The sequence below is a fragment of the Roseateles sp. AC306 genome, assembly GCF_979253795.1.
The window spans coordinates 400,266-425,732 of record NZ_CEEDEB010000003.1; the positions used below are offsets into that span (position 1 = coordinate 400,266).

The 25,467-nt window shown below is 68.0% G+C and carries 22 protein-coding genes and 1 pseudogene; 18 read left to right on the forward strand and 5 right to left on the reverse strand.

Annotated features, from left to right (window positions below; genetic code table 11):
- Positions 1-9: 9 nt before the first annotated feature.
- Together AC0IZJ_RS09880 and AC0IZJ_RS09885 are read right to left on the reverse strand one after the other, a co-directional pair.
- A complete protein-coding gene (locus tag AC0IZJ_RS09880) occupies positions 10-984 on the reverse strand; it encodes a hypothetical protein (RefSeq protein WP_471849095.1) in 975 nt (324 codons plus the stop codon).
- 429 nt (positions 985-1,413) lie between these two features.
- A complete protein-coding gene (locus tag AC0IZJ_RS09885) occupies positions 1,414-1,617 on the reverse strand; it encodes a hypothetical protein (protein ID WP_471849329.1) in 204 nt (67 codons plus the stop codon).
- On the opposite strand from AC0IZJ_RS09885, the pseudogene AC0IZJ_RS09890 reads away from it, so the two are divergent.
- From AC0IZJ_RS09890 to ftsZ, 16 genes and pseudogenes are all read left to right on the forward strand, one after another.
- Positions 1,601-1,967, forward strand: a pseudogene (locus tag AC0IZJ_RS09890) (transposase); the annotation flags it as partial. The gene AC0IZJ_RS09885 and the pseudogene AC0IZJ_RS09890 overlap by 17 nt on opposite strands.
- Before the next feature lie 358 nt (positions 1,968-2,325).
- On the forward strand, positions 2,326-2,757 hold the full coding sequence (gene mraZ, locus AC0IZJ_RS09895) for a division/cell wall cluster transcriptional repressor MraZ (RefSeq protein WP_471849319.1): 432 nt from the start codon (positions 2,326-2,328) through the stop codon (positions 2,755-2,757).
- Between the two features lie 11 nt (positions 2,758-2,768).
- Positions 2,769-3,713 carry a 16S rRNA (cytosine(1402)-N(4))-methyltransferase RsmH gene (rsmH, locus tag AC0IZJ_RS09900; RefSeq protein ID WP_471849097.1) on the forward strand — a complete coding sequence of 315 codons (945 nt, stop codon included), beginning with the start codon at positions 2,769-2,771 and terminating at the stop codon, positions 3,711-3,713.
- A 4-nt stretch (positions 3,714-3,717) separates the two neighbouring features.
- Positions 3,718-3,981 (forward strand): cell division protein FtsL, encoded by a 264-nt coding sequence (ftsL, locus tag AC0IZJ_RS09905; protein WP_471849099.1) that lies wholly within the window; start codon positions 3,718-3,720, stop codon positions 3,979-3,981.
- Positions 3,978-5,774, forward strand: coding sequence for a peptidoglycan D,D-transpeptidase FtsI family protein (locus AC0IZJ_RS09910; RefSeq protein WP_471849101.1), 1,797 nt, complete (start codon positions 3,978-3,980; stop codon positions 5,772-5,774). Before ftsL ends, AC0IZJ_RS09910 begins: the two co-directional genes overlap by 4 nt.
- Positions 5,774-7,240, forward strand: a complete 1,467-nt coding sequence (locus AC0IZJ_RS09915; protein ID WP_471849103.1) for a UDP-N-acetylmuramoyl-L-alanyl-D-glutamate--2,6-diaminopimelate ligase — start codon at positions 5,774-5,776, stop codon at positions 7,238-7,240. The genes AC0IZJ_RS09910 and AC0IZJ_RS09915 overlap by 1 nt, the downstream gene beginning before the upstream one ends.
- On the forward strand, positions 7,237-8,628 hold the full coding sequence (locus AC0IZJ_RS09920) for a UDP-N-acetylmuramoyl-tripeptide--D-alanyl-D-alanine ligase (RefSeq protein WP_471849105.1): 1,392 nt from the start codon (positions 7,237-7,239) through the stop codon (positions 8,626-8,628). The genes AC0IZJ_RS09915 and AC0IZJ_RS09920 overlap by 4 nt, the downstream gene beginning before the upstream one ends.
- Entirely contained in the window at positions 8,618-9,796 is a 1,179-nt protein-coding gene (gene mraY / locus AC0IZJ_RS09925; protein WP_471849107.1) for a phospho-N-acetylmuramoyl-pentapeptide-transferase, read from the forward strand. The genes AC0IZJ_RS09920 and mraY overlap by 11 nt, the downstream gene beginning before the upstream one ends.
- Before the next feature lie 4 nt (positions 9,797-9,800).
- Positions 9,801-11,480, forward strand: a complete 1,680-nt coding sequence (gene murD, locus AC0IZJ_RS09930; RefSeq protein ID WP_471849109.1) for a UDP-N-acetylmuramoyl-L-alanine--D-glutamate ligase — start codon at positions 9,801-9,803, stop codon at positions 11,478-11,480.
- Complete coding sequence (ftsW, locus tag AC0IZJ_RS09935; RefSeq protein ID WP_471849321.1) at positions 11,480-12,727, forward strand: putative lipid II flippase FtsW; 1,248 nt, start codon at positions 11,480-11,482, stop codon at positions 12,725-12,727. Before murD ends, ftsW begins: the two co-directional genes overlap by 1 nt.
- Positions 12,724-13,800 (forward strand): undecaprenyldiphospho-muramoylpentapeptide beta-N-acetylglucosaminyltransferase, encoded by a 1,077-nt coding sequence (gene murG, locus AC0IZJ_RS09940; protein WP_471849111.1) that lies wholly within the window; start codon positions 12,724-12,726, stop codon positions 13,798-13,800. The genes ftsW and murG overlap by 4 nt, the downstream gene beginning before the upstream one ends.
- Entirely contained in the window at positions 13,797-15,185 is a 1,389-nt protein-coding gene (murC, locus tag AC0IZJ_RS09945) for a UDP-N-acetylmuramate--L-alanine ligase (protein ID WP_471849113.1), read from the forward strand. The genes murG and murC overlap by 4 nt, the downstream gene beginning before the upstream one ends.
- The gene (locus AC0IZJ_RS09950; RefSeq protein ID WP_471849115.1) at positions 15,182-16,153 is read left to right on the forward strand and encodes a D-alanine--D-alanine ligase; all 972 of its coding nucleotides are present in this window, start codon (positions 15,182-15,184) and stop codon (positions 16,151-16,153) included. The genes murC and AC0IZJ_RS09950 overlap by 4 nt, the downstream gene beginning before the upstream one ends.
- Positions 16,154-16,157: 4 nt before the next feature.
- Positions 16,158-16,985: a cell division protein FtsQ/DivIB gene (locus AC0IZJ_RS09955; protein WP_471849117.1), complete on the forward strand. Its 828-nt coding sequence runs from the start codon at positions 16,158-16,160 to the stop codon at positions 16,983-16,985.
- Positions 16,986-16,993: 8 nt separating this feature from the next.
- Positions 16,994-18,223 (forward strand): cell division protein FtsA, encoded by a 1,230-nt coding sequence (gene ftsA / locus AC0IZJ_RS09960; protein WP_457422753.1) that lies wholly within the window; start codon positions 16,994-16,996, stop codon positions 18,221-18,223.
- A gap of 94 nt (positions 18,224-18,317) precedes the next feature.
- A complete protein-coding gene (gene ftsZ, locus AC0IZJ_RS09965; protein WP_471849119.1) occupies positions 18,318-19,559 on the forward strand; it encodes a cell division protein FtsZ in 1,242 nt (413 codons plus the stop codon).
- 445 nt (positions 19,560-20,004) lie between these two features.
- Here the strand turns inward: ftsZ and AC0IZJ_RS09970 are convergent, their stop codons facing one another.
- Genes AC0IZJ_RS09970 through AC0IZJ_RS09980 form a run of 3 tightly spaced genes read right to left on the reverse strand, consistent with a single transcriptional unit; the run spans position 20,005 to position 22,729 of the window.
- Positions 20,005-21,192, reverse strand: coding sequence for a Bcr/CflA family efflux MFS transporter (locus AC0IZJ_RS09970; protein WP_471849121.1), 1,188 nt, complete (start codon positions 21,190-21,192; stop codon positions 20,005-20,007).
- Complete coding sequence (locus AC0IZJ_RS09975; RefSeq protein ID WP_471849123.1) at positions 21,189-22,016, reverse strand: alpha/beta fold hydrolase; 828 nt, start codon at positions 22,014-22,016, stop codon at positions 21,189-21,191. The genes AC0IZJ_RS09970 and AC0IZJ_RS09975 overlap by 4 nt, the downstream gene beginning before the upstream one ends.
- Positions 22,017-22,033: 17 nt before the next feature.
- Positions 22,034-22,729, reverse strand: coding sequence for an SDR family oxidoreductase (locus tag AC0IZJ_RS09980; protein WP_471849125.1), 696 nt, complete (start codon positions 22,727-22,729; stop codon positions 22,034-22,036).
- A 112-nt stretch (positions 22,730-22,841) separates the two neighbouring features.
- Here AC0IZJ_RS09980 and AC0IZJ_RS09985 point away from each other — a divergent pair, with 112 nt between their 5' ends.
- On the forward strand, positions 22,842-23,405 hold the full coding sequence (locus tag AC0IZJ_RS09985; protein ID WP_471849127.1) for a TetR/AcrR family transcriptional regulator: 564 nt from the start codon (positions 22,842-22,844) through the stop codon (positions 23,403-23,405).
- A 75-nt stretch (positions 23,406-23,480) separates the two neighbouring features.
- A complete protein-coding gene (locus AC0IZJ_RS09990; RefSeq protein ID WP_471849129.1) occupies positions 23,481-25,454 on the forward strand; it encodes a sensor histidine kinase in 1,974 nt (657 codons plus the stop codon).
- Positions 25,455-25,467 lie beyond the last annotated feature (13 nt).

A 25,467-nucleotide genomic window follows, 5' to 3' on the forward strand; every position in this document is an offset into this window, starting at 1 on the left:
CCAGCCTTCTTATCCGTGCTGCTGGGTCGTCAGTTTCATCAAGGTGTTGGCGCTGAGTCGGACCTCTCGCAATTCGGTCACGGACATGACCTCAACAGCGCGATGAACCAGCTTGCGCAACTCGTCGGCTTCGTCAAAGCCGACAGACGGGCCGCCGCCGTAGAACTGCTGCGGCGAGGTGAACTTGAACTTCAGGAGACTGCTTGGCAAGCCTGTGGCTGCATGACCAGCAGGAGGTGCGGGCTTGATCACTCGTGCGGTCTTGGCAAACGGCCGTGCGAGCTGCACGATCTCGGCGGCACGGGTTGAGTCGACGCCTGCCTTGCCCAGCGCGTCGGTGAGCGCTTGCGCTACGGCCGCTTCACGCAGGATTTCCCATTTGCGGAGCAGGTCACCCGGCTCTGCCCGAAGAGCCCGCAGCGTGGCGATCCAGTCCTTGTAGAAGTCGTCCTTCTTCAGGGCACCTTGGAGCGCCACACCAATCTGCATGTCGCCGCTGTACTCGCGCACGAATGTCTCCGCGAGTTGTCGGTAGTCCGGCGTGCCGAACCTGGACAGAGGTACCGCAGCCACGGGCATTGGCACGCCTTCCGCGCCAACCAGGACGGTGGCTGAGTCCAACACGACCAGCTGGCACTTGATGTTGGGGTTCGAGAAGAAGCGCCACAGGTCTGCGCCTGCAACGCTTTGGAAGGCGGTGGGTACGGGCAGCGGCCGAGCGGCCGGCGCAGGGGCATCGATGATGTCGTAAGCGACATCGGGTGCCAGCGGGTCGTACTCGCGCTGGCGGACCATCCCGGTCAAGTAGAAATCAGCGAATGCGCGCAAGCCGCCGAAGTCACGCAGATGGCGCGGCATCAAGGCATCGTTGATCACCTTGCCGAGCTGCGAGCCCAGGATCACCGGCCCTGCGGTATGGGCTTTGACGGCCAATTCACGCGACACATGCGCGAAAACTTCTGGCGGCAATGAGGTGGTCTGCATATCAACTCCTTGCGAGAACAAGAGCGATCACCTCAAGCGAGGACGCTTGAGGTGAACCTTGAAAAAGTTCCCGGAAAAAATTGCGCAGCGACGCATCCGACTCGTCACCACGAAAGGGCAGACAGACCCTTCAGGCGCCCAAAGACATCGAAGAGTTCCGACGCCTCTACCTGTCACCAGGTAAAAGAGCTTCATCCCTATCCACTCTCGGCGCAGGATGAACATCCCGAGAGCGAGGTTGGTCGTACCGACAACCCAGAGTCCGAGCCTTGCGGCGGTGGTACCCCGATGCTTGCTGCAGGATGCATACAACCATCGACAGACGACAAAAGTATCAACGGGAGTGTTGCGCCCGTCAAGCAGAAAAAGGCTAATCCCGTTGACTTTTAGCGCCAATTCGCCCTACTACTGGGCCAAAGCTACGAGCCATCACCGGGTCAGCCAGTCCTCCGTTAAGAGGATCGAACGCCGCGTGACCCCGTAGGGACACGCGTCGGATCGCCACGATTGTAATGCCGTCCGGGGGTTTTCATCAGCCCGCCGCCGCCTGTCGATCTCCATGAGGCGCTGGGCCATGAACTGACGACGCTGCCAGCGCGCGTCTCCCAGGTTCGACATGGTGAGTGCGGCCATCGGCACCGTGTTCGTACAGGAGACGCCCGAGGCAGCCAGGACGCAGTGGCGCGGTGTGGCCGACCAGATCAAAGAGAAGCTGCGACGTGCTGGCGTTCGTGGGTTTCCCGAAGGCGCAGTGGCCGCAGATCTAAAGCACCAACCTGCTGGAGCGGCTGAACGCGGAGATCAAGCGCAGGACCAACGTGGTGGGCACCTTCCCAAACGACGCCTCGATCACGCGGCTCGTCGAAGCAATGATGCTCGAGCCGAACAACGAGTGGAGTCCGAACCGGCGCTACATGCAGTTCGAGGGTCTGCAGACCGTCAGTGACACTGTCCCAACTCGGCTGTCCGCAGTGGCACGCTGAGTACCCCGCGCAGACCAGCCTCCGGTCGATCGCAACCACGGCTCCCATTCGGAAAAGGGGCTCAGTTCCCAACTTTCGCAGGCGGGTTTCCAACTTGGACAGGAGGTTTCCAACTTTCGGAGGGGTTCCCAAACGTTTGGGGATACCTGCGGCGGATGAAACATCAAACCTCAAGCGCCGCTTTGCAAATACTCGGCAAGTCCTTATTTATGAAAGATATTTTCTAGATAGCTGTGTATTTCGACAGTCGACTCTAAGTGCTTGATTCCATTGAAAAAACTTGTGCGCAATCTTGACCCTGGGGGTTCTGAGCCTTAAAGTGGGGAGAAGTGTTCTTTCGTGGTGAAAAGTGTCGGAAATCGTCTTTCAGGGAGCCTCCAACTTGGCGCTAGACGCCAAGGGGCGCCTGGGCGTCCCGACGCGACACCGTGAGGTGCTGCAGCTGCTCTGCCAGGGGCGACTGACCGTCACCAAGCACCCCGACGGCTGCCTGATGCTGTTCCCGCGGCCGACGTGGGAGGCCTTCCGCGACAAGGTGGCCGCGCTGCCGATGGCGGCTGCGGGCTGGAAGCGCGTCTTCCTGGGCAACGCGATGGACGTCGAGATCGACTCGGCGGCGCGCGTGCTGATCTCGCCCGAGCTGCGCCGCAGCGCCGGTCTCAAGAACGACGTGATGCTGCTGGGCATGGGCAGCCACTTCGAGCTGTGGGACGCCGAGACCCACGCCGCCCATGAGGCCGAGGTGATGGCCGGACCGCTGCCGGACGCGCTCAAGGACTTCAGCTTCTGATGGGCACTGACGTGACAGAACCCGCCGAGTTCCGCCACACGACCGTGCTGCTGGACGAGGCGGTAGACGGCGTGCTGGCCCGCCCGGACGGCGTCTACGTGGACGGCACCTTCGGCCGCGGTGGCCATTCCCGCGCGCTGCTGGCCAAGCTGGCGCCGCAAGGCCGGCTGATCGGCATCGACCGTGACCCCGAGGCGATTGCCGCAGCGGCGGCCATCACCGATCCGCGCTTCTCCATCGTCCATGCCGGCTTTGCCGACATGGTGGAGGAGCTGGCGGCCATCGGCGTTCATCAGGTGGATGGTGTGCTGCTGGATCTGGGTGTGTCCAGCCCGCAGATCGACAACCCGGAGCGGGGCTTCAGTTTCCGCTTCATCGGGCCGCTGGACATGCGCATGGACACGACGCGTGGCCAGAGCGCGGCCGATTTCCTTGCGCGGGCCGATGAGCGCGAGATTGCACGGGTGATCAAGGACTATGGCGAAGAACGGTTTGCTTCACACATTGCAAAGGCGGTTGTTGCTCGCCGAGAAGCCGGTACGCCGCTCACGCGCACCGACGAGCTGCGCGAACTCGTGGCTCGCTCGGTCAAGACCCGCGAGCCCGGCCAGGACCCGGCCACGCGCACCTTTCAAGCTCTTCGGATTCATGTCAACGGCGAGCTGGAACAGCTTGATCAAGGGCTGAAGTCCGCACTGCGCCTGCTGGCGCCAGGCGGGCGGCTCTCGGTCATCAGCTTTCACTCGCTGGAAGACAGGCGCGTGAAGCAGTTCATCGCGGCGCACAGCAAGGCGGAGTTCGACCGCCGCGCGCCGTTTGCGCCGCCGCCGGAGCTGGCGCTGGTGGCGCTGGGCCGTGTCAAGCCGAGCGAGACCGAGGTCAGGGCCAATCCGCGCTCGCGCTCCGCCGTGCTGCGCGTTGCCGAGCGCACGGACGCCCCGCTGAAGGGCGGCTGAAGCCGTGGCCAAGATCAATCTCGTGCTCATCCTTGCCGTGCTGGCCAGTGGCCTGGTGCTGGTGCACAACGCCTATGAATCACGCCGTCTGTTCGCCGAGCGCGAGCGGATCAAGGCGGAGGGCCAGCGCCTGGCGGCCGATGCCGAGCGGCTGAAGGCCGAGCGCCATGCGCAGGCCACCAACCTGCGCGTCGAGCAGGTGGCCCGCGAGCGTCTGGGCATGCGGCTGATCTCGCCGGCCGTGGTCGCGTCGGGGGTGGCGCCATGATGGGTTCAGGCAAGGCCAACAAGTCCGGCGCCCGCGCCCTCGGCTCGGGTCGTGGCGTCAGCTACTCCACCAGCCCACTGCTGGCGTCCAAGACGCCGCCGTGGCGTTCGCGCTTTCTGGTCGGCCTCGTCGGCCTGGCCTTTGCCGGGTTGCTGGGGCGCGCCATCTACGTGCAGATCCTGCACAGCGATTTCTTCCAGAAGCAGGGCGAGGCGCGCTACGCCCACACGCTGGAGCTGCCGGCCAGCCGCGGGCGCATCAACGACCGCGCCGGCCAGACGCTGGCGGCCAGCGTGGCGGTGCCGTCCATCTGGGCGATCCCGAAGGAAGTGGACACCGACCCGGGCAAGCGCCAGGAACTGGCCAAGGCGCTGGGCCTGTCGAACAAGGAGCTGCAAGCCAAGCTCAACCCCGAGGCGCGCTTCGTCTGGCTCAAGCGCCTGTCCGACGACGACACGGCCACGCGCGTGAAGGCGCTCGGGCTCAAAGGCGTGTTCCAGGACCGCGAGTACCGCCGCAAATATCCCGAGGGCGAGGCAGCCGCGCACGTCGTCGGCTTCACGAACGTGGAAGACCGCGGCCAGGAGGGCATCGAGCTGGCCTTCCAGAAGGAGCTGCAGGGCCGCGACGGTTCGCGCTCGGTCGTGCGCGACCGCCTGGGCCGTGTCGTCGAGGACATCGGCGACATCGTGCCGGCGGCCAACGGCCAGGACATTGACCTGGCCGTCGACTCCAAGGTGCAGTTCTTCGCCTACCAGCGCATCCGCGACGCGGTGGCCGCCAACAAGGCCAAGGCAGGCTCGGTGGTCGTGCTCGACGTGCAGACCGGCGAGGTGCTGGCGCTGGCCAACTTCCCGAGCTACGACCCGGGCAACCGCCAGAACCTGTCCGGCGAGCAATTGCGCAACCGCGCGCTGACCGATGTCTTCGAGCCCGGCTCGACGATGAAGCCCTTCATCGCCGGCCTGGCGCTGGAGACCGGCCGCGTGAAGCCGGACTCGCTGGTCGACACCGGCAACGGCCGCTACCCCTTCCAGGGGGCCGTCATCAGCGACACCAAGCCGCACGGCGTCATCACGGTGCGCGAGGTCATCCAGATGTCCAGCAACATCGGCACGACCAAGCTGGCCATGCAGATGCAGCCGCGCGAGATGCATGAGCTGTTCACCGGCATCGGCCTGGGCCAGCGGCCGCAGATTAGCTTCCCCGGCGCCGTGACCGGCAAGCTGCGACCCTACAAGACCTGGCGTCCCATCGAGCAGGCGACCATGAGCTACGGCTACGGCCTGTCGGCGTCGCTGTTCCAGCTGGCGCGGGCCTACACGGTGTTCGCGCGCGACGGCCAGATCATCCCGGTCAGCATGCTGCGCCAGCCGCATGACCATGCGGTCGCCGGCATCCGCGTGTTCTCGCCCAGCGTGGCGCTGGAGCTGCGCCAGATGCTGCAGGCCGCCGCCGGCCCTGGCGGCACGGCGCCGGATGCCCAGGTGCCGGGCTACAGCGTCGGCGGCAAGAGCGGCACCGCGCACAAGCAGGAAGGCCGCGGCTATGCGGCCCACAAATACCGCTCCTGGTTCGTCGGCCTCGCGCCCATCAGCAACCCGCGCATCGTCGTCGCCGTCATGGTCGACGAGCCGACCGCGGGCGTCTATTACGGCGGCAAGGTCGCCGGCCCGGTGTTCAGCCAGGTCACCGCGCAGACGCTGCGCCTGCTGGGCGTGGCGCCCGACCTGGACGTGAAGAGCCAGATCGTCGCGAATCAAAAGGCCACGGCCGTGGAAGAAAGCTTCTGATGCTGACCCGCCTGAAATCCTCCGAAGCCGCCGCCCGCTGGCTCGCTGAATGGTGCACCGGCACGCTGCGCACCGACAGCCGCCAGGTGCAGCCCGGCGACGCCTTCATCGCCTGGCCGGGCTATGCGCGCGACGGCCGCGAGTACGTGGCCGCCGCTCTGGCCGCCGGTGCCGCCACCTGCCTGGTGGAGGAGGCCGATGTCGATCGCTTCGGCTTTGTCGACGCGCGCGTCGCCTCGCTGCCCGGCCTCAAGGCTCGCACCGGCGAGATCGCCTCGGCCTTCTTCGGCAAGCCCACCGACACGCTGGACGTCATTGCCGTCACCGGCACCAACGGCAAGACCTCGTCGGCCTGGTGGATCGCGCAGGCCCTGGCCGGCTTGAACAAGCGCTGCGGCGTCGTCGGTACGCTGGGCATCGGCGAGCCGCCCAAGCTGGACTACAACGGCCTGACCACGCCCGACCCCGTGCTGCTGCAGGCCGCGTTCGCCCGCATGCGCGAACAGGACTTCGCGGCCTGCGCCATCGAGGCCAGCAGCATCGGCATCGTCGAGCGCCGGCTCGCAGGCACCGCCATCCGCGTCGCCGTGTTCACCAACTTCACCCAGGACCACCTCGACTACCACGGCGACATGGACGCCTACTGGGTGGCCAAGCGGGCGCTGTTCGGCTTCCCGGGCCTGCGCGCGGCGGTCATCAACCTGGACGATGCCAGGGGCGATGCGCTGGCCGGCGAGCTGGCCGCGCTGGAGGTGTGGACCACCGGCGTCCAGCGCCTGGATGCGCGGCTGACGGCGCGCGACCTGCACTACACCGGCGAGGGCCTGGCCTTCACGCTGCATGAGGGCGCTGAATCCATCGCCCTGCAGACCAGCCTGATCGGCGACTACAACGCCGCCAACCTGCTCGGCGTGGCCGGCGCGCTGCGGGCGCAAGGCCATGCGCTGGCCGACGTGGCGCGTGCGCTGGCGCGCGTGACGCCGGTGCCTGGCCGCATGCAGCGCGTCGGCAACGGCCGCGAGCTGCCGCAGGTCGTCATTGACTATGCCCACACACCGGACGCGCTGGACAAGGCGCTGTCGGCCCTGCAGGGCCTGGCCCGGGCGCGCGGCGGCGAGCTGATCTGCGTGTTCGGTTGCGGCGGCGACCGGGACCGCGGCAAGCGGCCGCAGATGGGTTCCATCGCGGCACGCCTGGCCAGCCATGTCGTCGTCACGACCGACAACCCGCGCACCGAGGTGCCGGCGCAGATCCTGGCCGACATCACGGCCGGCGCGCCTGCGGCCATCGTCATCGAAGCGCGCGAGGAAGCCATCCGTGCCGCCATCACGCAGGCCGGTGCACGCGACATCGTGCTCGTCGCCGGCAAGGGCCATGAGGACTACCAGGAAGTGAACGGCGTGCGCCGTCCGTTCTCGGACGTCGCCGAGGCGCGTGCGGCGCTGCTTGCAAGGGCGGGTCTGTGAGCCTGTTCCTGACGCTCGCGCAAGCGCAGGCGCTGTTGCCCGGCTCCACGCTCGTCGGCGAAGGCGAAACGGCGTTCGCCCGTGTGCACAGCGACACCCGCACGTTGCGCGGTGGCGACCTCTTCGTCGCGTTGCGCGGCGACCGCTTCGACGCAAACGACTTCCTTGGCGAAGCCAAGGCCTCGGGCGCCGTCGCGGCGCTGGCCGAACGCGGCCTGGCCGAAGCCGGCCTGCCGGGCCTGCTGGTGTCGGATGCGAAAGTGGCGCTGGGTCAGCTCGCCGCCGCCTGGCGCCGCCAGCAGCAACTGCCCGTCATCGCCGTCACCGGCAGCAACGGCAAGACGACGACGACCCAGATGATCGCCAGCGTCCTGCGCGCCTGGGTGGCCGACGGCGCGCTGGCCACCGAGGGCAACTACAACAACGACATCGGCGTGCCGCTGACGCTCCTGCGCCTGCGCCACGACGACGAGACCAGCCACCGTGCCGCTGTCGTCGAGCTGGGCATGAACCACCCCGGCGAGATCGCGCCGCTGGCGGCGATGACGCAGCCGACGGTGGCACTGGTCAACAACGCGCAGCGTGAGCATCAGGAGTTCATGGCCACCGTGGAGGCCGTGGCGCGCGAGAACGGCGCCGTGCTCGAGGCCCTGTCGCCCAGCGGCTGCGCCGTCTTTCCGGCCGAGGATGCCTGCGCGCCGATATGGTTCGAGATGGCCGGCGCCCGGCCGCATCTGACCTTTGCGCTGCGCGGCGAGGCCGACGTGACCGGCGACGCGCAGTGGCAGGGCACACACTGGGCACTGGAGCTGCACACGCCGGCCGGTACCGCGCCGGTGTCATTGCACATGGCCGGCGAACACAACTTGCGCAACGCGCTCGCCGCAGCCGCATCGGCATTGGCCGCCGGCGCGCCGCTGTCGGCCATTCGCCAGGGGCTAGAAGCGTTTCGCGCCGTCAAGGGCCGCAGCGAACTCAAGCGCGATGCGCAGGGCCGAACGCTCATCGACGACAGCTACAACGCCAACCCCGACAGCGTGCGCGCCGCCGTCGACGTGCTGGCGGGCCTGCCCGGCGAGGGTTGGCTCATCCTGGGCGACATGGGCGAGGTGGGCAACGACGGCCCGGCCTTCCACCGCGAGGTGGGCGCCTACGCGGCCGAGCGCGGCATCGCCCACTTCTGGACGGCCGGCGCGGCTGCACGCGACGCGGCGGCGGCTTATGGCCCCCGCGCCCGTGCCTTCGACACCACGGCCGCCCTCATTGCCGCCCTCGACGAACAACCCGGCGCAGCCCAGACCCTGGTCAAGGGCTCGCGCTTCATGAAGATGGAACAAGTGGTCGCTGCATTGCAGAAGAACATCACCGGAGACACGCATGCTGCTTAGCCTCGCCCAGTGGCTGCAGGGTCTCTACCCTGACCTCGGGTTCCTGCGCGTCTTCCAGTACATCACCTTCCGCGCGGTGATGGCGGCGATGACGGCGCTGCTGATCGGCCTGGCCTTCGGGCCCTGGGTCATCCGCAGCCTGACGGCGATGAAGATTGGCCAGCCCATCCGTGCCTACGGCGTGCAGCAGCATCTGGCCAAGAGCGGCACGCCGACGATGGGCGGCGTGCTCATCCTGATCGGCATCGGCGTGTCGACGCTGCTGTGGTTCGACTGGAGCAACCGCTTCGTCTGGGTCGTCATGCTGGTCACCATGGGCTTTGGCGCCGTGGGCTGGGTGGACGACTGGCGCAAGGTCGTCGACAAGAACCCCGAGGGCATGCGCAGCCGCGAGAAGTTCTTCTGGCAGTCGCTCATCGGCCTGGTCGCCGCGCTCTACCTGGCCTTCGGCGTGTCGGAGACCAGCTTCCTGGGTGTCGTGCAGCTGTTCTTCCGCTGGGTGTCCAGCGGCTTCTCGACCGAGCTGCCGCCCAAGGCCGACCTGCTCATCCCGTTCTTCAAGACCATCTCCATGCCGCTGGGCGTGTGGGGCTTCGTGGCGCTGGCCTATTTCGTCATGGTCGGCACCAGCAACGCGGTGAACTTCACCGACGGGCTGGACGGCCTGGCCATCATGCCGGTGGTGCTGGTGGGCTCGGCTCTGGGCCTGTTCGCCTACCTGACCGGTTCGTCGGTGTTCTCCAAGTACCTGCTGCTGCCCTACATCCCCGGCGCCGGCGAGCTGCTGATCTTCTGCGCCGCCATGGCCGGCGCGGGCCTGGCCTTCCTGTGGTTCAACGCCCACCCGGCCCAGGTCTTCATGGGCGACGTCGGCGCGCTGGCGCTGGGCGGCGGTCTGGGCACCATCGCCGTCATCACGCGCCAGGAGATCGTGCTCGGCATCATGGGCGGCATCTTCGTGGCCGAAGTGCTGAGCGTGATGCTGCAGGTGAGCTGGTTCAAGTTCACGAAGAAGCGCTTCGGCACCGGCCGGCGCATCTTCAAGATGGCGCCGCTGCACCACCACTTCGAGAAGAGCGGCTGGAACGAGACGCAGGTCGTCATCCGTTTCTGGATCATCACCATGCTGCTGTGCCTCGTCGGCCTGGCCAGCCTGAAGCTGCGGTGAGCGCATGAAGCTGGACCTGCCGCAACTCAACGAACAGCGCGTGCTCGTGCTGGGCCTCGGGGACTCCGGTCTCGCGATGGCCCGGTGGTGCGCGCGCTTCGGTGCGCGGGTCACAGTGTGGGATTCGCGCGGGCAGCCTCCGCAACTGGGTGCGTTGGGCGACACGGCGGCGTTCATCACTGGCGAGCTGACTGCGGAAGTCGTGGGCGGCTTCAATGCGGTGCTGAAAAGCCCGGGCTTGTCGCCGCTGGACGCGCGCCTGGCCGCTGTCTACTCGGACGGCCCCGCCGTTCGCGGCGAGCTGGACCTGTTCGCCGACGCGCTGGCCGCGCTGAAGGCCCAGCACGGCTATGCACCCGCCGTGCTCGCCATCACCGGCACCAACGGCAAGACGACGACGACCTGCATGACCGGCCTGCTGGTCGAGCGCGCCGGCAAGCGCGTGGCCATCGCCGGCAATATCGGCCCGACGCTGCTGGACACGCTGACCGAGGCGCTGGCCAAGGAGCCGGATCCGGCGCCGGTCGAGCCGCCGGCTGAAGTGATTGCGGCCGAGATCGAGGACGCGCCCGTCGAAGAAGTCGTGGAAGCCGAATCGGTGCTGCCCGACGAGGAAACGCCGCTGCCCATCGATCCGCCGCCCCCGCGCGGCCCGGTGTTCGAGACGCTGCCTGAGGTCTGGGTACTGGAGCTGTCGAGCTTCCAGCTCGAAGGCGTCGCCAATTTCGAGCCCACGGCCGGCGCCGTGCTGAACCTGACGCAGGACCACCTCGACTGGCATGGCGACATGGCCGCCTACGGCCGCGCCAAGGCGCGCATCTTCGGCCGCGAGAGCGTCATCGTCGCCAACCGCGACGACGCCGAAGTCGAAGGCCTCGTGCCTGCACCGGTGTTCGTCAAGGGCAGCCGCGGCAAGCCCGGCCGCACCGTGTCGCGCCAGGTCGTGCGCTTCGGCCTGAGCGCGCCCAAGGCGCCGGGCGACTTCGGCCTCGTCGACGAAGGCGGCCTGACCTGGCTGGTGCGTGCCCTGGAGCTGGACCCGACGATCAAGCGCAAGAAGACTGATGACGCCGAGCCGCTCATCATCCAGCGCCTGATGCCCGCCGATGCGCTGCGCGTGCGCGGCCGCCACAACGCGGCCAACGGGCTGGCCGCGCTGGCGCTGGCCTGCGCCGCCGGTTGCGAACTGGCGCCCATGCTGCATGCGCTGCGCGAGTACCGTGGCGAGCCGCACCGCGTGGAGCCCATCGGCAGCATCGACGGCGTCGAGTTCTACGACGACAGCAAGGGCACCAATGTCGGCGCGACCGTCGCCGCCATCTCGGGCCTGGGTGCCGACCGCGCGCCGGCCAAACTGGTGCTCATCCTCGGCGGCGACGGCAAGGGCCAGGACTTCGCGCCGCTGGCAGCGGGCGTGCAGCGCCATGCCCGCACCGTCGCGCTGATCGGCCGTGACGCGCCACAGATCGAGGCCGCGCTCGCCGCCACCGGCGTGCCGCTGCAGCACCACGCGACGCTGGAAGCCGCCACCGCCTGGTGCCTGGCGCAAGCGCAATCCGGCGACAGCGTGCTGCTGTCCCCCGCCTGCGCCAGCCTGGACATGTTCCGCAACTACGCCCACCGCGCCGAGGTCTTCGTCGCCACGGTGCAGCGGCTGGCCGATGAGCGCGGGGTGCCGCTGTGATCGCCGCTTTCACCCAACGCCTGCAAGGCCTGTGGAAGCGCAGCGACGACGAGGGCGGCGGCCCGGTGCCGGTGCGCGACTGGGTGTCCACCTCCGCCGGCCGGCCGACGCAGCTGCAGGGCTTCGACATCACCTTCGTCTGGCTCGTGCTGGCGTTGATGGCGCTGGGCCTGCTGATGGTCTATTCGGCCTCCATCGCGATGCCGGACAACCCGCGCTTCGCGCGCTACCTGCCCACCCACTTCCTGACGCGCCACCTCGTCGCCATCGGCTTCGGACTGGTTGCGGGCCTGGTCACCGTGCAGATCCCCGTGGCCCTGTGGGAGCGGTATGCGCCGTGGGTCTTCGTCGTGGCGCTCGTGCTGCTGGTGGGCGTGCTGGTGCCCGGCATCGGCAAGGTCGTCTACGGCGCGCGGCGCTGGATCCCGCTGGGCGTCATGAACTTCCAGCCCTCAGAGCTGGCCAAGTTCGGCATCGCGCTGTACGCGGCCAACTACATGATGCGCAAGATGGACGCGCGGGAGAACTTCTTCCAGGCCGTCACGCCCATGGCCATCTCGCTGGCCTTCGTCGGCCTGCTGCTGCTGGCCGAGCCCGACATGGGCGCCTTCATGGTCATCGCGGCCATCGCGATGGGCATCCTCTTCCTGGGCGGCGTCAACGGCCGCATGTTCCTGCTCATCACGCTGGTTCTGGTGGGCGCCTTCGTGCTGATGATCAGCTTCAGCGAGTTCCGCCGCGAGCGCATCTTTGCCTACCTCAGCCCCTGGGACGAGAAGTACGCGCAAGGCAAGGCCTATCAGCTGACGCACAGCCTGATCGCCTTCGGCCGCGGCGAGTGGCTGGGCCAGGGCCTGGGCAGCAGCGTCGAGAAGCTGCATTACCTGCCCGAGGCCCACACCGACTTCCTGCTCGCCGTCATCGGTGAGGAACTGGGCTTTGCCGGCGTTGCCCTGGTCATCCTCGCCTTCTTCTGGCTGACGCGCCGCTGCTTCCTCATCGGCCGCCAGGCCATTGCGCTGGACCGCGTGTTCGCGGGGCTGTACGCGCAAGGCATCGGCATCTGGATGGGCGGACAGGCCTTCATCAACATGGGCGTGAACCTGGGCGCGCTGCCGACCAAGGGGTTGACGCTGCCGTTGATGAGCTTTGGTGGGTCGGCGATCTTGATGAACTGTGTGGCATTGGCGGTCGTCCTTCGCATCGACCTCGAGAACCGGCAAATGATGCGGGGGGGCCGGTCATGACTGGGCGCCACCTCGTCGTCATGGCCGCCGGCACGGGCGGCCACGTCATTCCCGGACTCGCGGTTGCCGAAGAAATGCAGCGCCGCGGCTGGACGGTGTCATGGATAGGCACGCCGCAGGGCATGGAGAACCGCCTCGTGCCGGCGCGTGGCATCGAGCTGGACGCGCTGCCGTTCGCCGGCCTGCGCGGCAAGGGCCTGAAGCACACGCTGCGCGGCATCGTCGGCTTCTTCAAGTCGCTGGGCGCCGCGCGGCGCGTCTATGAAGTTCGCAAGGCCACGGCCGTGCTGGGCATGGGCGGCTATGTCTGCGTGCCCGCCGGCCTGACGGCGGCGCTGACCGGCCGGCCGCTGATGCTCGTCAACGCCGACGCGGCGATGTTGAAGAGCAACCTCGCGCTCAAGCCCTTCGCTCGGCGCATCGCCTTCGGTTTCGACGGCGCGGCCGCAGCGTCCACGCGTGGCGCTGTCGTCAGCGGCAACCCGGTACGCGCCGAGATCGAAGCACTGCCGGCGCCCGCTGAGCGCTTTGCGGACCGCATCGGTCCTTTGCGCCTGCTCGTGCTGGGCGGTTCGCTCGGCGCGCGCGCGCTGAACCAGGCCCTGCCTGAAGCGCTGGCGCTGTGGCCCGAGGAGCAACGCCCGCAGGTGCTGCACCAGTCGGGCCAGGACCATCTCGGCGCCGTCTGGCAGGCCTACACCGACGCCGGCCTGACGGCAGAAGTGCGCCCCTTCATCGACGACATGGCCACGGCCCTGGCTTGGGCCGACGTCGTCGTCTGCCGTGCCGGCGCCATCACCGTCAGCGAACTCTGCGCGGCCGGCTGCGCGGCGGTGCTGGTGCCGCTGGTCGTCAGCACCACCTCGCACCAGCGCGACAACGCCATCTTCATGACCCAGCACGGCGCCGCCATCCACCTGCCGCAGACGGAGCTGACGCCGGCCAGGCTGCATGAACTGCTGAGCGGCTTGGACCGCAGCGCGCTGCTCGCCATGGGCGAGAAGGCCCGCACGCTGGCCCGGCCCCGCGCCGCTGCCCGAGTGGCCGATGAAATCGAAGGGATGTTGAAGTGAAGCACGCAGTTCAACGGCTGCATTTCGTGGGCATCGGCGGCGCCGGCATGAGCGGCATCGCCGAGATCCTGCACAACCTCGGCTTCACGGTGAGCGGGTCCGACGCCATCGAAAGTGCGACGACCGAGCGCCTGCGCGCCATGGGCCTGCGTGTCGAGATCGGCCATGCGGCGCCACACATCGGCGACGCCCAGGCGCTCGTCACCAGCACCGCCGTGTCGGCCGACAACCCCGAAGTCATGGCGGCCCGCGCGCGCCAGGTGCCCGTCGTGCCGCGCGCCGTCATGCTTGCCGAGCTGATGCGCCTGCGCCGTGGCATCGCCATCGCCGGCACGCATGGCAAGACGACGACGACCTCGCTCGTCACGGCCATCCTCGTCGAGGCCGGGCTGGACCCGACCTTCGTCATCGGCGGCAAGCTCAACGCGGCCGGTGCCAACTCGCGCCTGGGAAAGGGCGAGTTCATCGTTGTGGAGGCCGACGAGAGCGACGCCTCCTTCCTGAAGCTCAGCCCCGTGCTGTCCGTCGTCACCAACATCGACGAAGACCACATGGACACCTATGGCCACTCGGTCGAGCGTCTGCACGCGGCCTTCATCGAGTTCCTGCACCGCATGCCCTTCTACGGCGCGGCCATCGTCTGCGCGGACGACCCTGGCGTGCAGGCCGTTCTCGGCCGCATCGAGCGGCCGGTCGTCAGCTACGGGCTGTCCGCCGGCGTCAGCGTGCGCGCGGTCGACGTGCAGGCACTGGCCGGCGCGCAGATGCGCTTCAGCTGTGAGCGCGAAGGCGCCGAGCCGCTGGACGTGCTGCTGAACCTGGCCGGCGAGCACAACGTGCGCAACGCCCTGGCGGCCATTGCCATCGCCACCGAGTTGGACTGCGCCGACGCGGACATTCAGAAAGCGCTCGCGAACTTTTCCGGCGTCGGGCGCCGCTTCGAAAAGCACGGCGAATGGCCGGCCAGTGATGGTGGCCGCTTCGAGCTGGTCGACGACTATGGTCACCACCCGGTCGAGATGGCCGCCGTGCTCGCCGCCGCGCGCGGCGCCTATCCGGGCCGCCGCCTCGTGCTGGCCTTTCAGCCGCACCGCTACTCGCGCACACGCGACTGTTTCGCGGACTTCGTGCGTGTGATGAAGGGTGCGGACGTGGTGCTGTTGACCGAGGTGTACTCGGCAGGCGAAGCGCCCATTGCGGGTGCCACCGGCGGGGCGCTTGCTGAAGCCGTCGGCACGTCCAACTTCGTGGCGACGGTTGCCGACATGCCCGCAGCGCTGGCCGCATTGACGCGCGATGGCGATGTCGTCATCGGCATGGGCGCGGGCTCGATGAGCAGCTTGCCGGGTCGTGTGGCGACGCATTTTCAAGGAGGCGCAGCATGACCTCTCCCATCGATCTGAACATCGACGCGACCTCGCTCGGCAAGGTCGCCGTGCTGCTTGGCGGCCACAGCGCCGAACGGCCCGTGTCGTTGATGAGCGGCAACGGCGTGCTCGCCGCGCTCAAGTCCATCGGTGTGGACGCCCACGCCTTCGACCCCGCCGAGCGGCCGCTGCAAGCGCTCAAGGATGAAGGCTTCGCGCGCGCCTTCATCGCGCTGCACGGCCGGGGCGGCGAGGACGGCACCATCCAGGGCGCCCTGGAATGGCTGGGCGTTCCGTACACCGGCTCGGGCGTGACGGCCTCCGGCGTGGCGATGGACAAGACCATGACCAAGCGGATCTGGGCCAACGAAGGCCTGGCCACGCCGCAGTACCTGGCACTGACTCGCGCCGAGCTGACGCGCGAGCGCATCCGCCAGATCCCCGACACGCTCGGCCTGCCCGTCGTCGTCAAGCCGCCGCACGAGGGCAGCAGCATCGGCATCACCAAGGCGGCCGGCTATTCGGACATGCAGGGCGCCGTCGAACTCGCCCTGGGCTTTGACGACGAGCTGCTGTTCGAGCAATGCATCGAAGGCCCCGAGCTGACCTGCGCCGTGCTGGGCGAAGGGGAGGGCGCCGTCGCACTGCCGGTCATCGAGATCCGCGCCGAGGCCGGCAACTACGACTTCGCCAACAAGTACGAGACCGACACGACGCAGTACGTGTTCGGCTCCCTGCCCGCCGCGCTGGAAGCCGACATCCGGCAACTGGTGTTGCATGCCTACCGCCTGCTCGGCTGCCGCGGCTGGGGCCGTGCCGACCTGATGCTGCGCAAGTCCGACATGACCCCCTTTCTGCTGGAGATGAACACCAGCCCGGGCATGACCTCGCATTCGCTGGTGCCCAAGGCAGCGCAGGCCGTGGGCGTCGATTACCCGCACCTCTGCCTGTGGCTGCTCTCGCAGGCCCGACTTGACCGCCCTTGAATTCATGAACTCCGCTGCCGCCACCGCTGCGCTGCCGCCCGATATCCGCCTGATGAATGCGGTGTCGGCGCTGCTCGTCGCGGCCCTGCTGGCAACTGCGGCATGGGCGGCCATCCGCTGGGTGGTGCGCTTGCCGGTGTTCAACTTCCGCGCCATCCAGGTCGAGGGTGACGTCAGCCGCAACAGCGCCGCCTCGCTGCGTGCCAATGCGCTGCCCCGGCTGCACGGCTCTTTCCTCGGCATGAACCTGAAGGAAGGCCGCGCCGCTTTTGAGGCCGTGCCCTGGGTACGCCACGCGCAACTGCAGCGCGTCTGGCCGATGCGGCTCAAGGTCAATCTCGAAGAACACCGTGCCGCTGCCTATTGGGAGGCACGCACCGACGGCGCCGACTCCGCCACCGAGGCCACGGCCGAGCGCGCGCTGGTCAACAGCTTCGGCGAAGTCTTTCAGGCCAACCTTGGCGATGTCGAGGATGAAACCCTGCCCGTGCTCGCCGGCCCGACCCACGCTGCCGGCGCCATGTTGCAGATGTGGCGGGCGCTGTCGCCGGCCGCCGAGAAACTCGGCGAAAGCATCGACCGCATGGAACTGTCCGGCCGCGGCTCCTGGCGCGCCACGCTGGGCAGCGGCGCGGTCATCGAACTGGGTCGCGGCAACGAGGCGGAAGTCGTCGCCCGTTTCGGCCAGTTCGCCCGCTCCATCACGCAGGTCACGGCGACCTATCACAGCCCTCTGCTGTCCGCCGACCTCCGCCACGCCGACGGCTACGCAGTCAGGCTGCGCGGCGTGACGACCCAAATGCCGGGTAAACCCGTAAATAGAAAACGCTGAGGACGGACATGCCCAAGGAATACAAGGATCTGGTCGTCGGTTTGGATATTGGGACCGCCAAGATCATGGCGGTCGTCGCCGAGGTTTTGCCAAACGGCGAATTGCGCATTGCCGGTCTGGGCGTGGCGCCGTCGCATGGCTTGAAGCGCGGCGTTGTCGTCAATATCGATGCGACCGTCCAGTCCATCCAGCAGGCCTTGAAAGAGGCCGAGATGATGGCCGACTGCAAAATCTCCCGGGTTTATACGGGGATCACCGGCAGCCATATCCGCGGGCAAAACTCCACCGGCATGGTCATCGTGCGCGACAAGGAGGTCACGCCGGTTGATGTGACCCGCGTCGTCGAAACGGCCAAAGCGATCAATATTCCCAACGATCAGCGCCTTTTGTTGGTCGAGCCGCAGGAATTTGTCATCGACGGCCATGAGGTGAAGGAACCCATCGGCATGAGCGGCGGCCGGCTGGAGGTCAAGGTCCATATCGTGACCGGCGCCCAAAGCGCGGCAGAAAACATCGTCAAATGTGTCCGCCGCTGCGGTTTGGAGGTGGATCAGCTGGTTTTGAACCCCAGCGCCTCCAGCCATGCCGCCCTGACCGCCGACGAGCGCGACCTCGGCGTTGCGCTGGTGGATATCGGCGCCGGCACCACCGATGTCGCGATATTCACCGGCGGTTCCATCCGCCATACCGCCGTCATTCCCATTGCCGGCGACCTGATCACCAGCGATATCGCCATGGCGCTGCGCACCCCGACCAAGGACGCCGAGGAAATCAAAGTCGAGTATGGCGTCGCCAAGCAATTGCTGGCGGACCCGTCGGACCAGGTGGAGGTGCCCGGCCTGGGTGACCGCAGCCCCCGCATGCTGTCCAAGCAGGCGCTGGCCGGGGTGATCGAGCCGCGCGTCGAGGAAATCTTTTCGCTGGTTCACCAAGTCATTCGCGAAAGCGGATATGAGGAATTGCTGTCGTCCGGGATCGTGCTGACCGGCGGCTCGGCCGTCATGCCGGGCATGGTGGAACTCGCCGAGGATATTTTCCTGAAACCCGTCCGGCGCGGCCTGCCCACTTATTCGGGCGCTCTTTACGACATGGTCGCCAACCCGCGGTCAGCCACCGTCATGGGATTGTTGGAGGAAGCCCGGCTGTCACGCAGCCGGGGTTTCAAGGCCGCGCAGCAGGCCGGCTCGGTGCAAACCCTGCTTGGCCGCATCAAGGACTGGTTCATGGGGAATTTTTGACCCCCCAAAACCACGAGTTCGCATGAAAAAAGTGTTTCAGCAACTGGTTATTTTTTTTGTGCCACGGCACAATTGCCGCAGTTAGGAGATTGATATGCCCATCGAGATGATCGAAGAGTTTGACCAAGGCACCCAAATCAAGGTGATCGGGGTCGGTGGTGGCGGCGGCAACGCCGTCGACCACATGATCGCCCAGGGTGTTCAAGGCGTTGAATTCATCTGCGCCAATACCGACGCGCAGGCTTTGAACCGCTCCAGGGCGGATCAATTGCTGCAACTCGGCACCTCCGGCCTGGGCGCGGGCGCGAAACCCGAGATGGGCCGCTCCGCCGCCGAGGAAGCCGAATCCCGCATTCGCGAAGCCATCACCGGCGCCAATATGCTGTTCATTACCGCCGGCATGGGCGGGGGTACCGGCACGGGCGCCGCGCCGGTAATTGCCCGCGTTGCCAAGGAAATGGGCATCCTGACCGTTGGTGTCGTCACCAAACCCTTCGAATTCGAAGGCGGCCGGCGCGCCAAGGCTGCCGACGCTGGCCTGGCCGAACTCGAAGCCAATGTCGACTCGCTGATCGTCGTCCTGAACGACAAGCTGCTCGACGTGCTGGGCGACGACGTCACGCAGGACCAGGCATTCGCGCATGCCAATGACGTGCTGAAGAACGCCGTTGGCGGCATTTCCGACATCATTCATATCCCCGGCCTGGTCAACGTCGACTTCGAAGACGTGAAGACCGTGATGAGCGAGCCCGGCAAGGCCATGATGGGCACGGCGCAGGCCGGCGGCCCGGACCGCGCCACCAAGGCCGCCGAAGCCGCTGTCGCCTGCCCGCTGCTGGAGGGCATCGACCTCTCCGGCGCGCGTGGCGTGCTGGTGCTGATTGCCGCGAGCCGCGCGAACTTCAAGCTGAGCGAATCGCGCAACGCGATGAACGCCATCAAGCGTTACGCCTCGGAAGAAGCGCACATCATCTACGGCACGGCCTATGACGAAAGCCTGGGCGACTCGCTGCGCGTGACCGTCATCGCCACCGGCCTGACGGCCGGCCGCGCCCGCCAGCAGGCACCGCTGCAGGTGGTGCAGACGCACCAGGTCGTGCGCAACGGCACCGACGGTGTCGCGATGCCCGTGCTGACGCAGGCTGTCGCCATGAGCACGCCGACGGCGCAGCAGGCCAATGTCGGTCTGGGTCTGGGTGACTTTGCGAATGCGAACGTGCCGAGCGTCTGGCGTCATGGCCGTTCGGGCAGCGCGGCCGCCAAGGTCGAGGCGCTGTCGTCCAACGGCATGGACGAGATCGAGATCCCGGCCTTCCTGCGCAAGCAAGCTGACTGATTGATCGTTGATCAATGAAGGGGGCGAGTCGTGAGACTCGCCCTTTTGCTTGTGCGCTCCTGGCGCGTTGTTTTGTGACTCTGAAATGGTTGCGGCTTGGGCGCAGGAGAGCGGGCAGACCTGATGCTGCGTTGCTCGGGCCAGAGGCCCGATCCTTCGCCAGGCACAAACAGTCCTCAGGACTGTTTGTGTCCGGGCTCAGTCCCCCGGCCGCTTCGCGACCTCCTCCTTTACCTTCGCATCAGGCCTACCCGCCCTCTCGCTTGGCGTTGCATTGGGCTTTCTCGTCGCGGGCTCCTGTGGTGGAGATGCCGGGATGCGGGTGCGCGCACTTGCGCAGGTAAAGGAGGAGGGTCGCTTGCGGCTCGGGGGACACGGAGCAAGTGCGTGTACCCGCATCCCGGCTTAGCCCGGTCTTCGCGAAGCAAATCAAAGCCTTGCGTTGTCAGGACGCGCGAGCGACCGTCGCAGCAGGCTTGGCCGCGCCTGAAAGCAAAGCCAGCAAACCACCACCAGCCAGCACCAGTGCCAACGCATCCACGCGCGCACCCGGCAGCGTGGCAGCGGTCGTCGTCAGCAGCGCGGCGGCGGCCATTTGCAGGAAGCCCAGCAGCGCTGAAGCCTGACCCGCCTGTGACGCAAACGGCGTCAGCGCCAGCGCCGTGCCGGTGGGTGACACCAGGCCCATGCCGAACAGGAAAATGCAGCCCGCCGCTACGAAGCCGATCAGACCGCCCGCGTGCGACAGCAGCATCGCCAGCCCGCCGACAACCGCCAATGCGGCGCCCAGGCGCAGGACCGAGGGCGCCCCCCAGCGTGCCGTCAAGCGCGGTGCCGACTGCCCGGCCGCAAAGACGACGAAGACCGTCGCGGCGAAGAACAGGCCCACCTGCAGCGCCGAGAAGCCGAAGCTTCGCGTCAGCACCAGCGGCGCCGTGCCGAAGAAGGCGAACAGAGCGCCGAGGATGGCCGCCGTCGCCAGTGCCGGACGCGTGAAGCGTGCGTCGGCCAGCAGCGTCAGATAGCCCCGCGCCAGCGCGCTCGCGGGCTGATGGCGGCGGCGCTCGGCGCGCAGGGTCTCGCCGACGATGCGTGCATAGGCGAGCGCCAGCGCGAGGCCGGCCACCACCAGCACGCCGAACAACGCCCGCCATCCCCAGGCCGCCTGCACGAGGCCGCCCAGCAGCGGCGAGAAGCCCGGCGCCGCCGCCATGACGACCATGATGCGGCCGAGCAGCGCGGCGAGCTGCGGGCCCTCGAAACGGTCGCGTGCGGCGGCCCGGGCCAGCACCGATGCCGCAGCGACGCCGACTGCCTGCAGCACGCGGCTGGCCAGCAGCAACGGCAGCGTGGTGGCTAGCGCGCCAACGAGGCTGCCGGCCACGAACACGGCCAGGCCGCCAAGCACGAGGGGCCGGCGGCCGATGCGGTCCGACAACGGCCCGACGACGAGCTGGGCCAGCGCGAACACTGCGAGAAAGACGCCCAGTACCGCAGCCGCCAGCCGGGCCTCGTCGACGCCCAGTGAATGCGCGATGACGGGCAGGGACGGTAGGAGGATGTTGGTGGACAGCGTCCCGAGCGCCGACAGCGCGGCCAGCGTCAGCAGCCAGGGGCGAGGCACGGCGGTCATGACGCAGCTCCTTCGGCGATGAAAGCGACGCTGCGGGCGATGACGTCGGCATCGGCCAGCAGACGGCGGTGACCAAGGCCGCTGACCGGCTCCAGGCGCGAGCCGGCCCAGGCCGCATGCAGCGCCTGCGACGCCGCGAACGGCACGGTGCGGTCCTCGGGGTCGTGGACGATCAGCCCGGGGTGGCGCAGGCCGTGCTGCAGTCGTTCCAGGTCGACGCACGCGAGACGCGTGCCGATGAAGCCTTCCACCCAGCCCGCGAATGCGGCCGCATCCGCCGGCCCCAGGCCTTGAGCCCTGGCGAGGCCCTTGACCATGGGCGTCAGCGACGACGGCCCGGCCAGATGCACGCTGCGCTTCACTTGCAGCCCATGTGCAAAGGCGAGCAGCGACGCCGCCGAACCCATGGAATGGCCGATGACGGCGTGGACGTCACCGAGGTCGGTCAGCACGGAGCGAAGCGCGCGGCCCGCGTGCACGACGCTGGATGCGTGGCCGCCGGAGTCGCCATGGCCGGGCAGGTCGAAGAGGGTCACCGAGAAGCCCGCGTCGACGAGCGGCTGGGCAAAGCCGAGCAGGTGGGCGCCGCGGCTGTTCCAGCCGTGCACGAGCACGACGCGCGGGCCACGCTTGTTGCCGAGCGTCCAGCGCGCCAACTTGACGCCTTCGTGTCGCAGCGGCGGCTCGGCCGCGCCGGCCAGGGCCGCCTTCTCGGCGGCGCTCAGCGCGATGCGCTCGGGCGCTGAGAAAGCATGACGGGCGGCGGCAAGGTGGCCGTCGGCGTGGGCCGCGAAGGGCGCGGCTGAAACGGGTGACTCGACCATGGCGATCTCCACAAGGTTCAGCCGGCGTAGGCGGGGGTGGGCGTCGACAGGCTCTGCTTGACGTGGCGGCTGATGTCGTCGGCCAGCACCTCGAAGGCGCCGGCCTCGACGCCTTCGAGCGCGAGCCGGGCGATGTCGGCAGGCGCGGACTTGGGCGCATCCAGGCCGCGTGTCATGTCGGTGTCCATGTAGCCGACGTGCAGGCTGGTGATCTGCGTGCCCTGGCCTTTGAGCTCACCGCGCAGGCCGTTGCTCAGCGCCCAGGCGGCGGCCTTGCTGGCGCTGTAGGGCGTGAGGCCGGGCAGCGTCACCCAGCTCAGCACCGACAGCACGTTCAGCACGGCGCCGCCGCCGTTGGCCTGCAGCGCCGGGGCGAAGGCCTGGGTGAGCGCCCAGACGCCGAAAAAGTTGGTGTCGAAATGCTGGCGGGCCACGGCGATGGCATCGGCGGCCAGCACGCCCGCGCCCTGCGAGACGCCGGCGTTGTTGATGAGCAGCGTCACGTCGGTGAACTGCTCGGCTGCGGCCGCCACCTGGATGGGGTCGGTCACGTCCAGCTTGACGGGCACCACGCCAGGCAGGTCGATGCTGGCCGGGTCTCGCGCGGCGGCGTAGACCTTGGCGGCGCCGGCGGCCAGCGCAGCTTGCGCAAACGCGCGGCCCAGGCCGCGGTTGGCGCCGGTGATGAAGACGACGGCGTTCCTGAGCTTCATGGCGATTCCTTCTGCATCCGTTTATTCATGTCGATTGACATGATTGATATAAATGTCGGTCAACATATAAAATGCGTCAAGCCCGTCTTTCGAAAGACCCCAGGAGTTCGCGATGAAGGTCACCCGCGCCCAAGCCGAAGAGAACCGTGAACGCATCCTCGACAACGCTGCCCAGCTCTTTCGCGAGCGGGGCTTCGACGGCATCGGCCTGAACGACCTGATGCAGGCGGCCGGCCTGACGCGTGGCGGCTTCTACGGCCACTTCGAGTCCAAGGACGACCTCGCCGCCCAGGCCACGCAGCGGGCGCTGCAGGTCAACCGCGAGCAGTGGAAGGCGCAGGCCGACCGCAGCCTGAAAGCCTGGGTCAAGACCTATCTGTCCGACGCCCACCGCGACCTGCCGGGTGCCGGCTGTGCCCTGGTGGCGCTGGCCGGCGATGCGGCGCGCGGCGGGCCGGCGGTGAAGGGCGCCTTTGCCGAAGGCGTCGAAAGCCTGGTCGCAACGCTGCAGGCGCAGATGCCCGCAGCCGACGAGGGCGAAAAGCGCGAACAGGCCTTGGCCATGCTGTCCACGCTGGTCGGCTCCTTGCTGCTGTCGCGGGCGGTGGGCGACAAGGGCTTGTCGCGCGAGCTGCGCGAGGCCGCGCGCAAGAGCCTGCCAGCCGGTGGCGGCTGAGGGGACCAACGGCGCCTGAGGCGCGCCCCCAGGCCGTATGCTCGCGGCCCATGTCAATGCCTAGAAATCAAGGGAATGCCTGAGCTGCGTGGTCTGCGGGGCTTGCTGCAGGGTTGGCTGTTGTGGCTGGGCTTGGGCTTGTGCCTGCCCGCCCTGGCCCAGCGCCTGCCTCAGCCCAGCCCGCGCCATGCCGCCGACGTGGCCGCGCCTACCGAGATTGCCACCACCGCATGGAGCCGCGACCAGCTCGAGGCCTGGTGGGCCGCGCTGCGCCGCCAGGCCGTGTCGGCCGAAGACCGCCTCGACCTGCCGCCCGAACTGCTGCCGCCCGACGCGCCTGCGGCTTATCAGCCCATCGTCATGCCTGATGTGCGCGCCCGCCCCGGGGCCGCTGTGGTCAGCGACTCGCGCGGCTATGAGATGCGCTGGTATCGCGTGCATGTGCCGGCCGGCGTCGACGAGGCACAGGCGCTTTACCTGCCCCGCCTGGTGACGCTGTCCGCCGCCGTGCTGGCGCGCACCGAGGGCGGCTGGCGGCTGCTGCTGGACAACCAGCATGCCGAGCGCGAGCAATGGGTGCAGCCGATCTGGCTGCCCCTGCCGGGCACCGGCGCCCGCGAACTCGAGCTCATCGTTGCATTGCCCGTGCCGGCTGGCAGCTATCACGCGGTCTCGCGCATCTTTGTCGGCCCGCGTGACGTGCTGGAAAAACGCTGGCAGTGGCGGGTGCGCATGCAGAACGGCCTGCCCCAGGCCGTCAGCCTGACGCTGGTCGTGCTCGGCCTGTTCGCGCTGACGCTGTGGTTGCGCCGGCCCGACGAGGCGATCTACGGCCTCTTTGCACTCTCGTCCGCCGCCTGGATGGTGCGCAACCTGCATTACTACGTCAGCCTGCCGGCTTCACCGGTGGGTCAGGACTGGTTCTGGTGGGCCACCCATGCGTCCATGGGCTGGGTCATGGTGACGGCGCTGCTGTTTGCGCTGCGCTTTGCGACCCGGCGTGCGCTGCGGCTGGAGCGGGCGTTGGTGGCGGCCGTCGTCGTTGTCAGCGTCGTCACCATGCCGCTGTGGCTGCGCCAGCTCGACATGGTCGTGCTGCAGTACGCGGTGACAGCCGGCGTTGCCGCTGTCGGTACGGGCTGGCTGTGCTGGCTGGCCTGGCGCGAACGCCATTCCGAGCTGCGCCTGATGGCGCTGGCCCTGGTCATCGGCGTGCTCATCGGCGGCCACGACCTCGCCGTGCTGGCCGGCTGGGCCTGGTGCGAACACTTCTTCTGGATGCCGTTTGCGACGCTGGCGGTCATGCTCAGCTTCCTGCATGCCGTGCAGCGCCGCTACGTCGGCACCGTCGAGCAGGTGCAGGCCGAGAACAGCCAGCTGCAGGAAGACCTGGACGAGCAGGTCTCCGTGCTGCAGGCCCAGAACGCCCAGCTGCGCGAAGTGGAGCGTCAGCAGGCGCTGCTGCTGGAGCGCCAGCGCATCATGGCCGACATGCATGACGGCCTCGGCTCCTCGCTGCTGTCGGCGCTGGTGGCGATGGAGCAGGGCAGCATGTCGCACGAGCAGTGCGTGGAGGTGCTGCGTGAATGCGTGGACGACCTGCGCCTCGTCATCGACTCGCTGGAGCCCATCGGCCACGACCTCGTTTCATTACTGGCCACGATGCGCTATCGCCTCGGCAAGCGCCTGCAGATCGGCGGCCTCAAGCTCGAATGGGATGTGCAGGACCTGCCGCCGCTGGCCTGGCTGGAGCCGCCCGACGCGCTGCATGTGCTGCGCCTGATGCAGGAGGCGCTCAACAACGTGCTCAAGCATGCCGGCGCCAGCCGCGTGCGCATGGTCACGCGCCACCACGGCAGCTATGTCGAGATTCGCGTGGAGGATGACGGCGCCGGCTTCGACCTCCAGAACATCCAGCACGGCCGCGGCCTGAAGAGCCAGATCAAGCGCGCTCAGCGCCTGGGCGGCAAGCTGCGCGTCGACTCCTCGCTGGGCGGTGGCACCCGCCTGTCTCTCAGATTGCCCGTGGAGCGCAAGAACGGCGCCTGATCCGGGACAATCC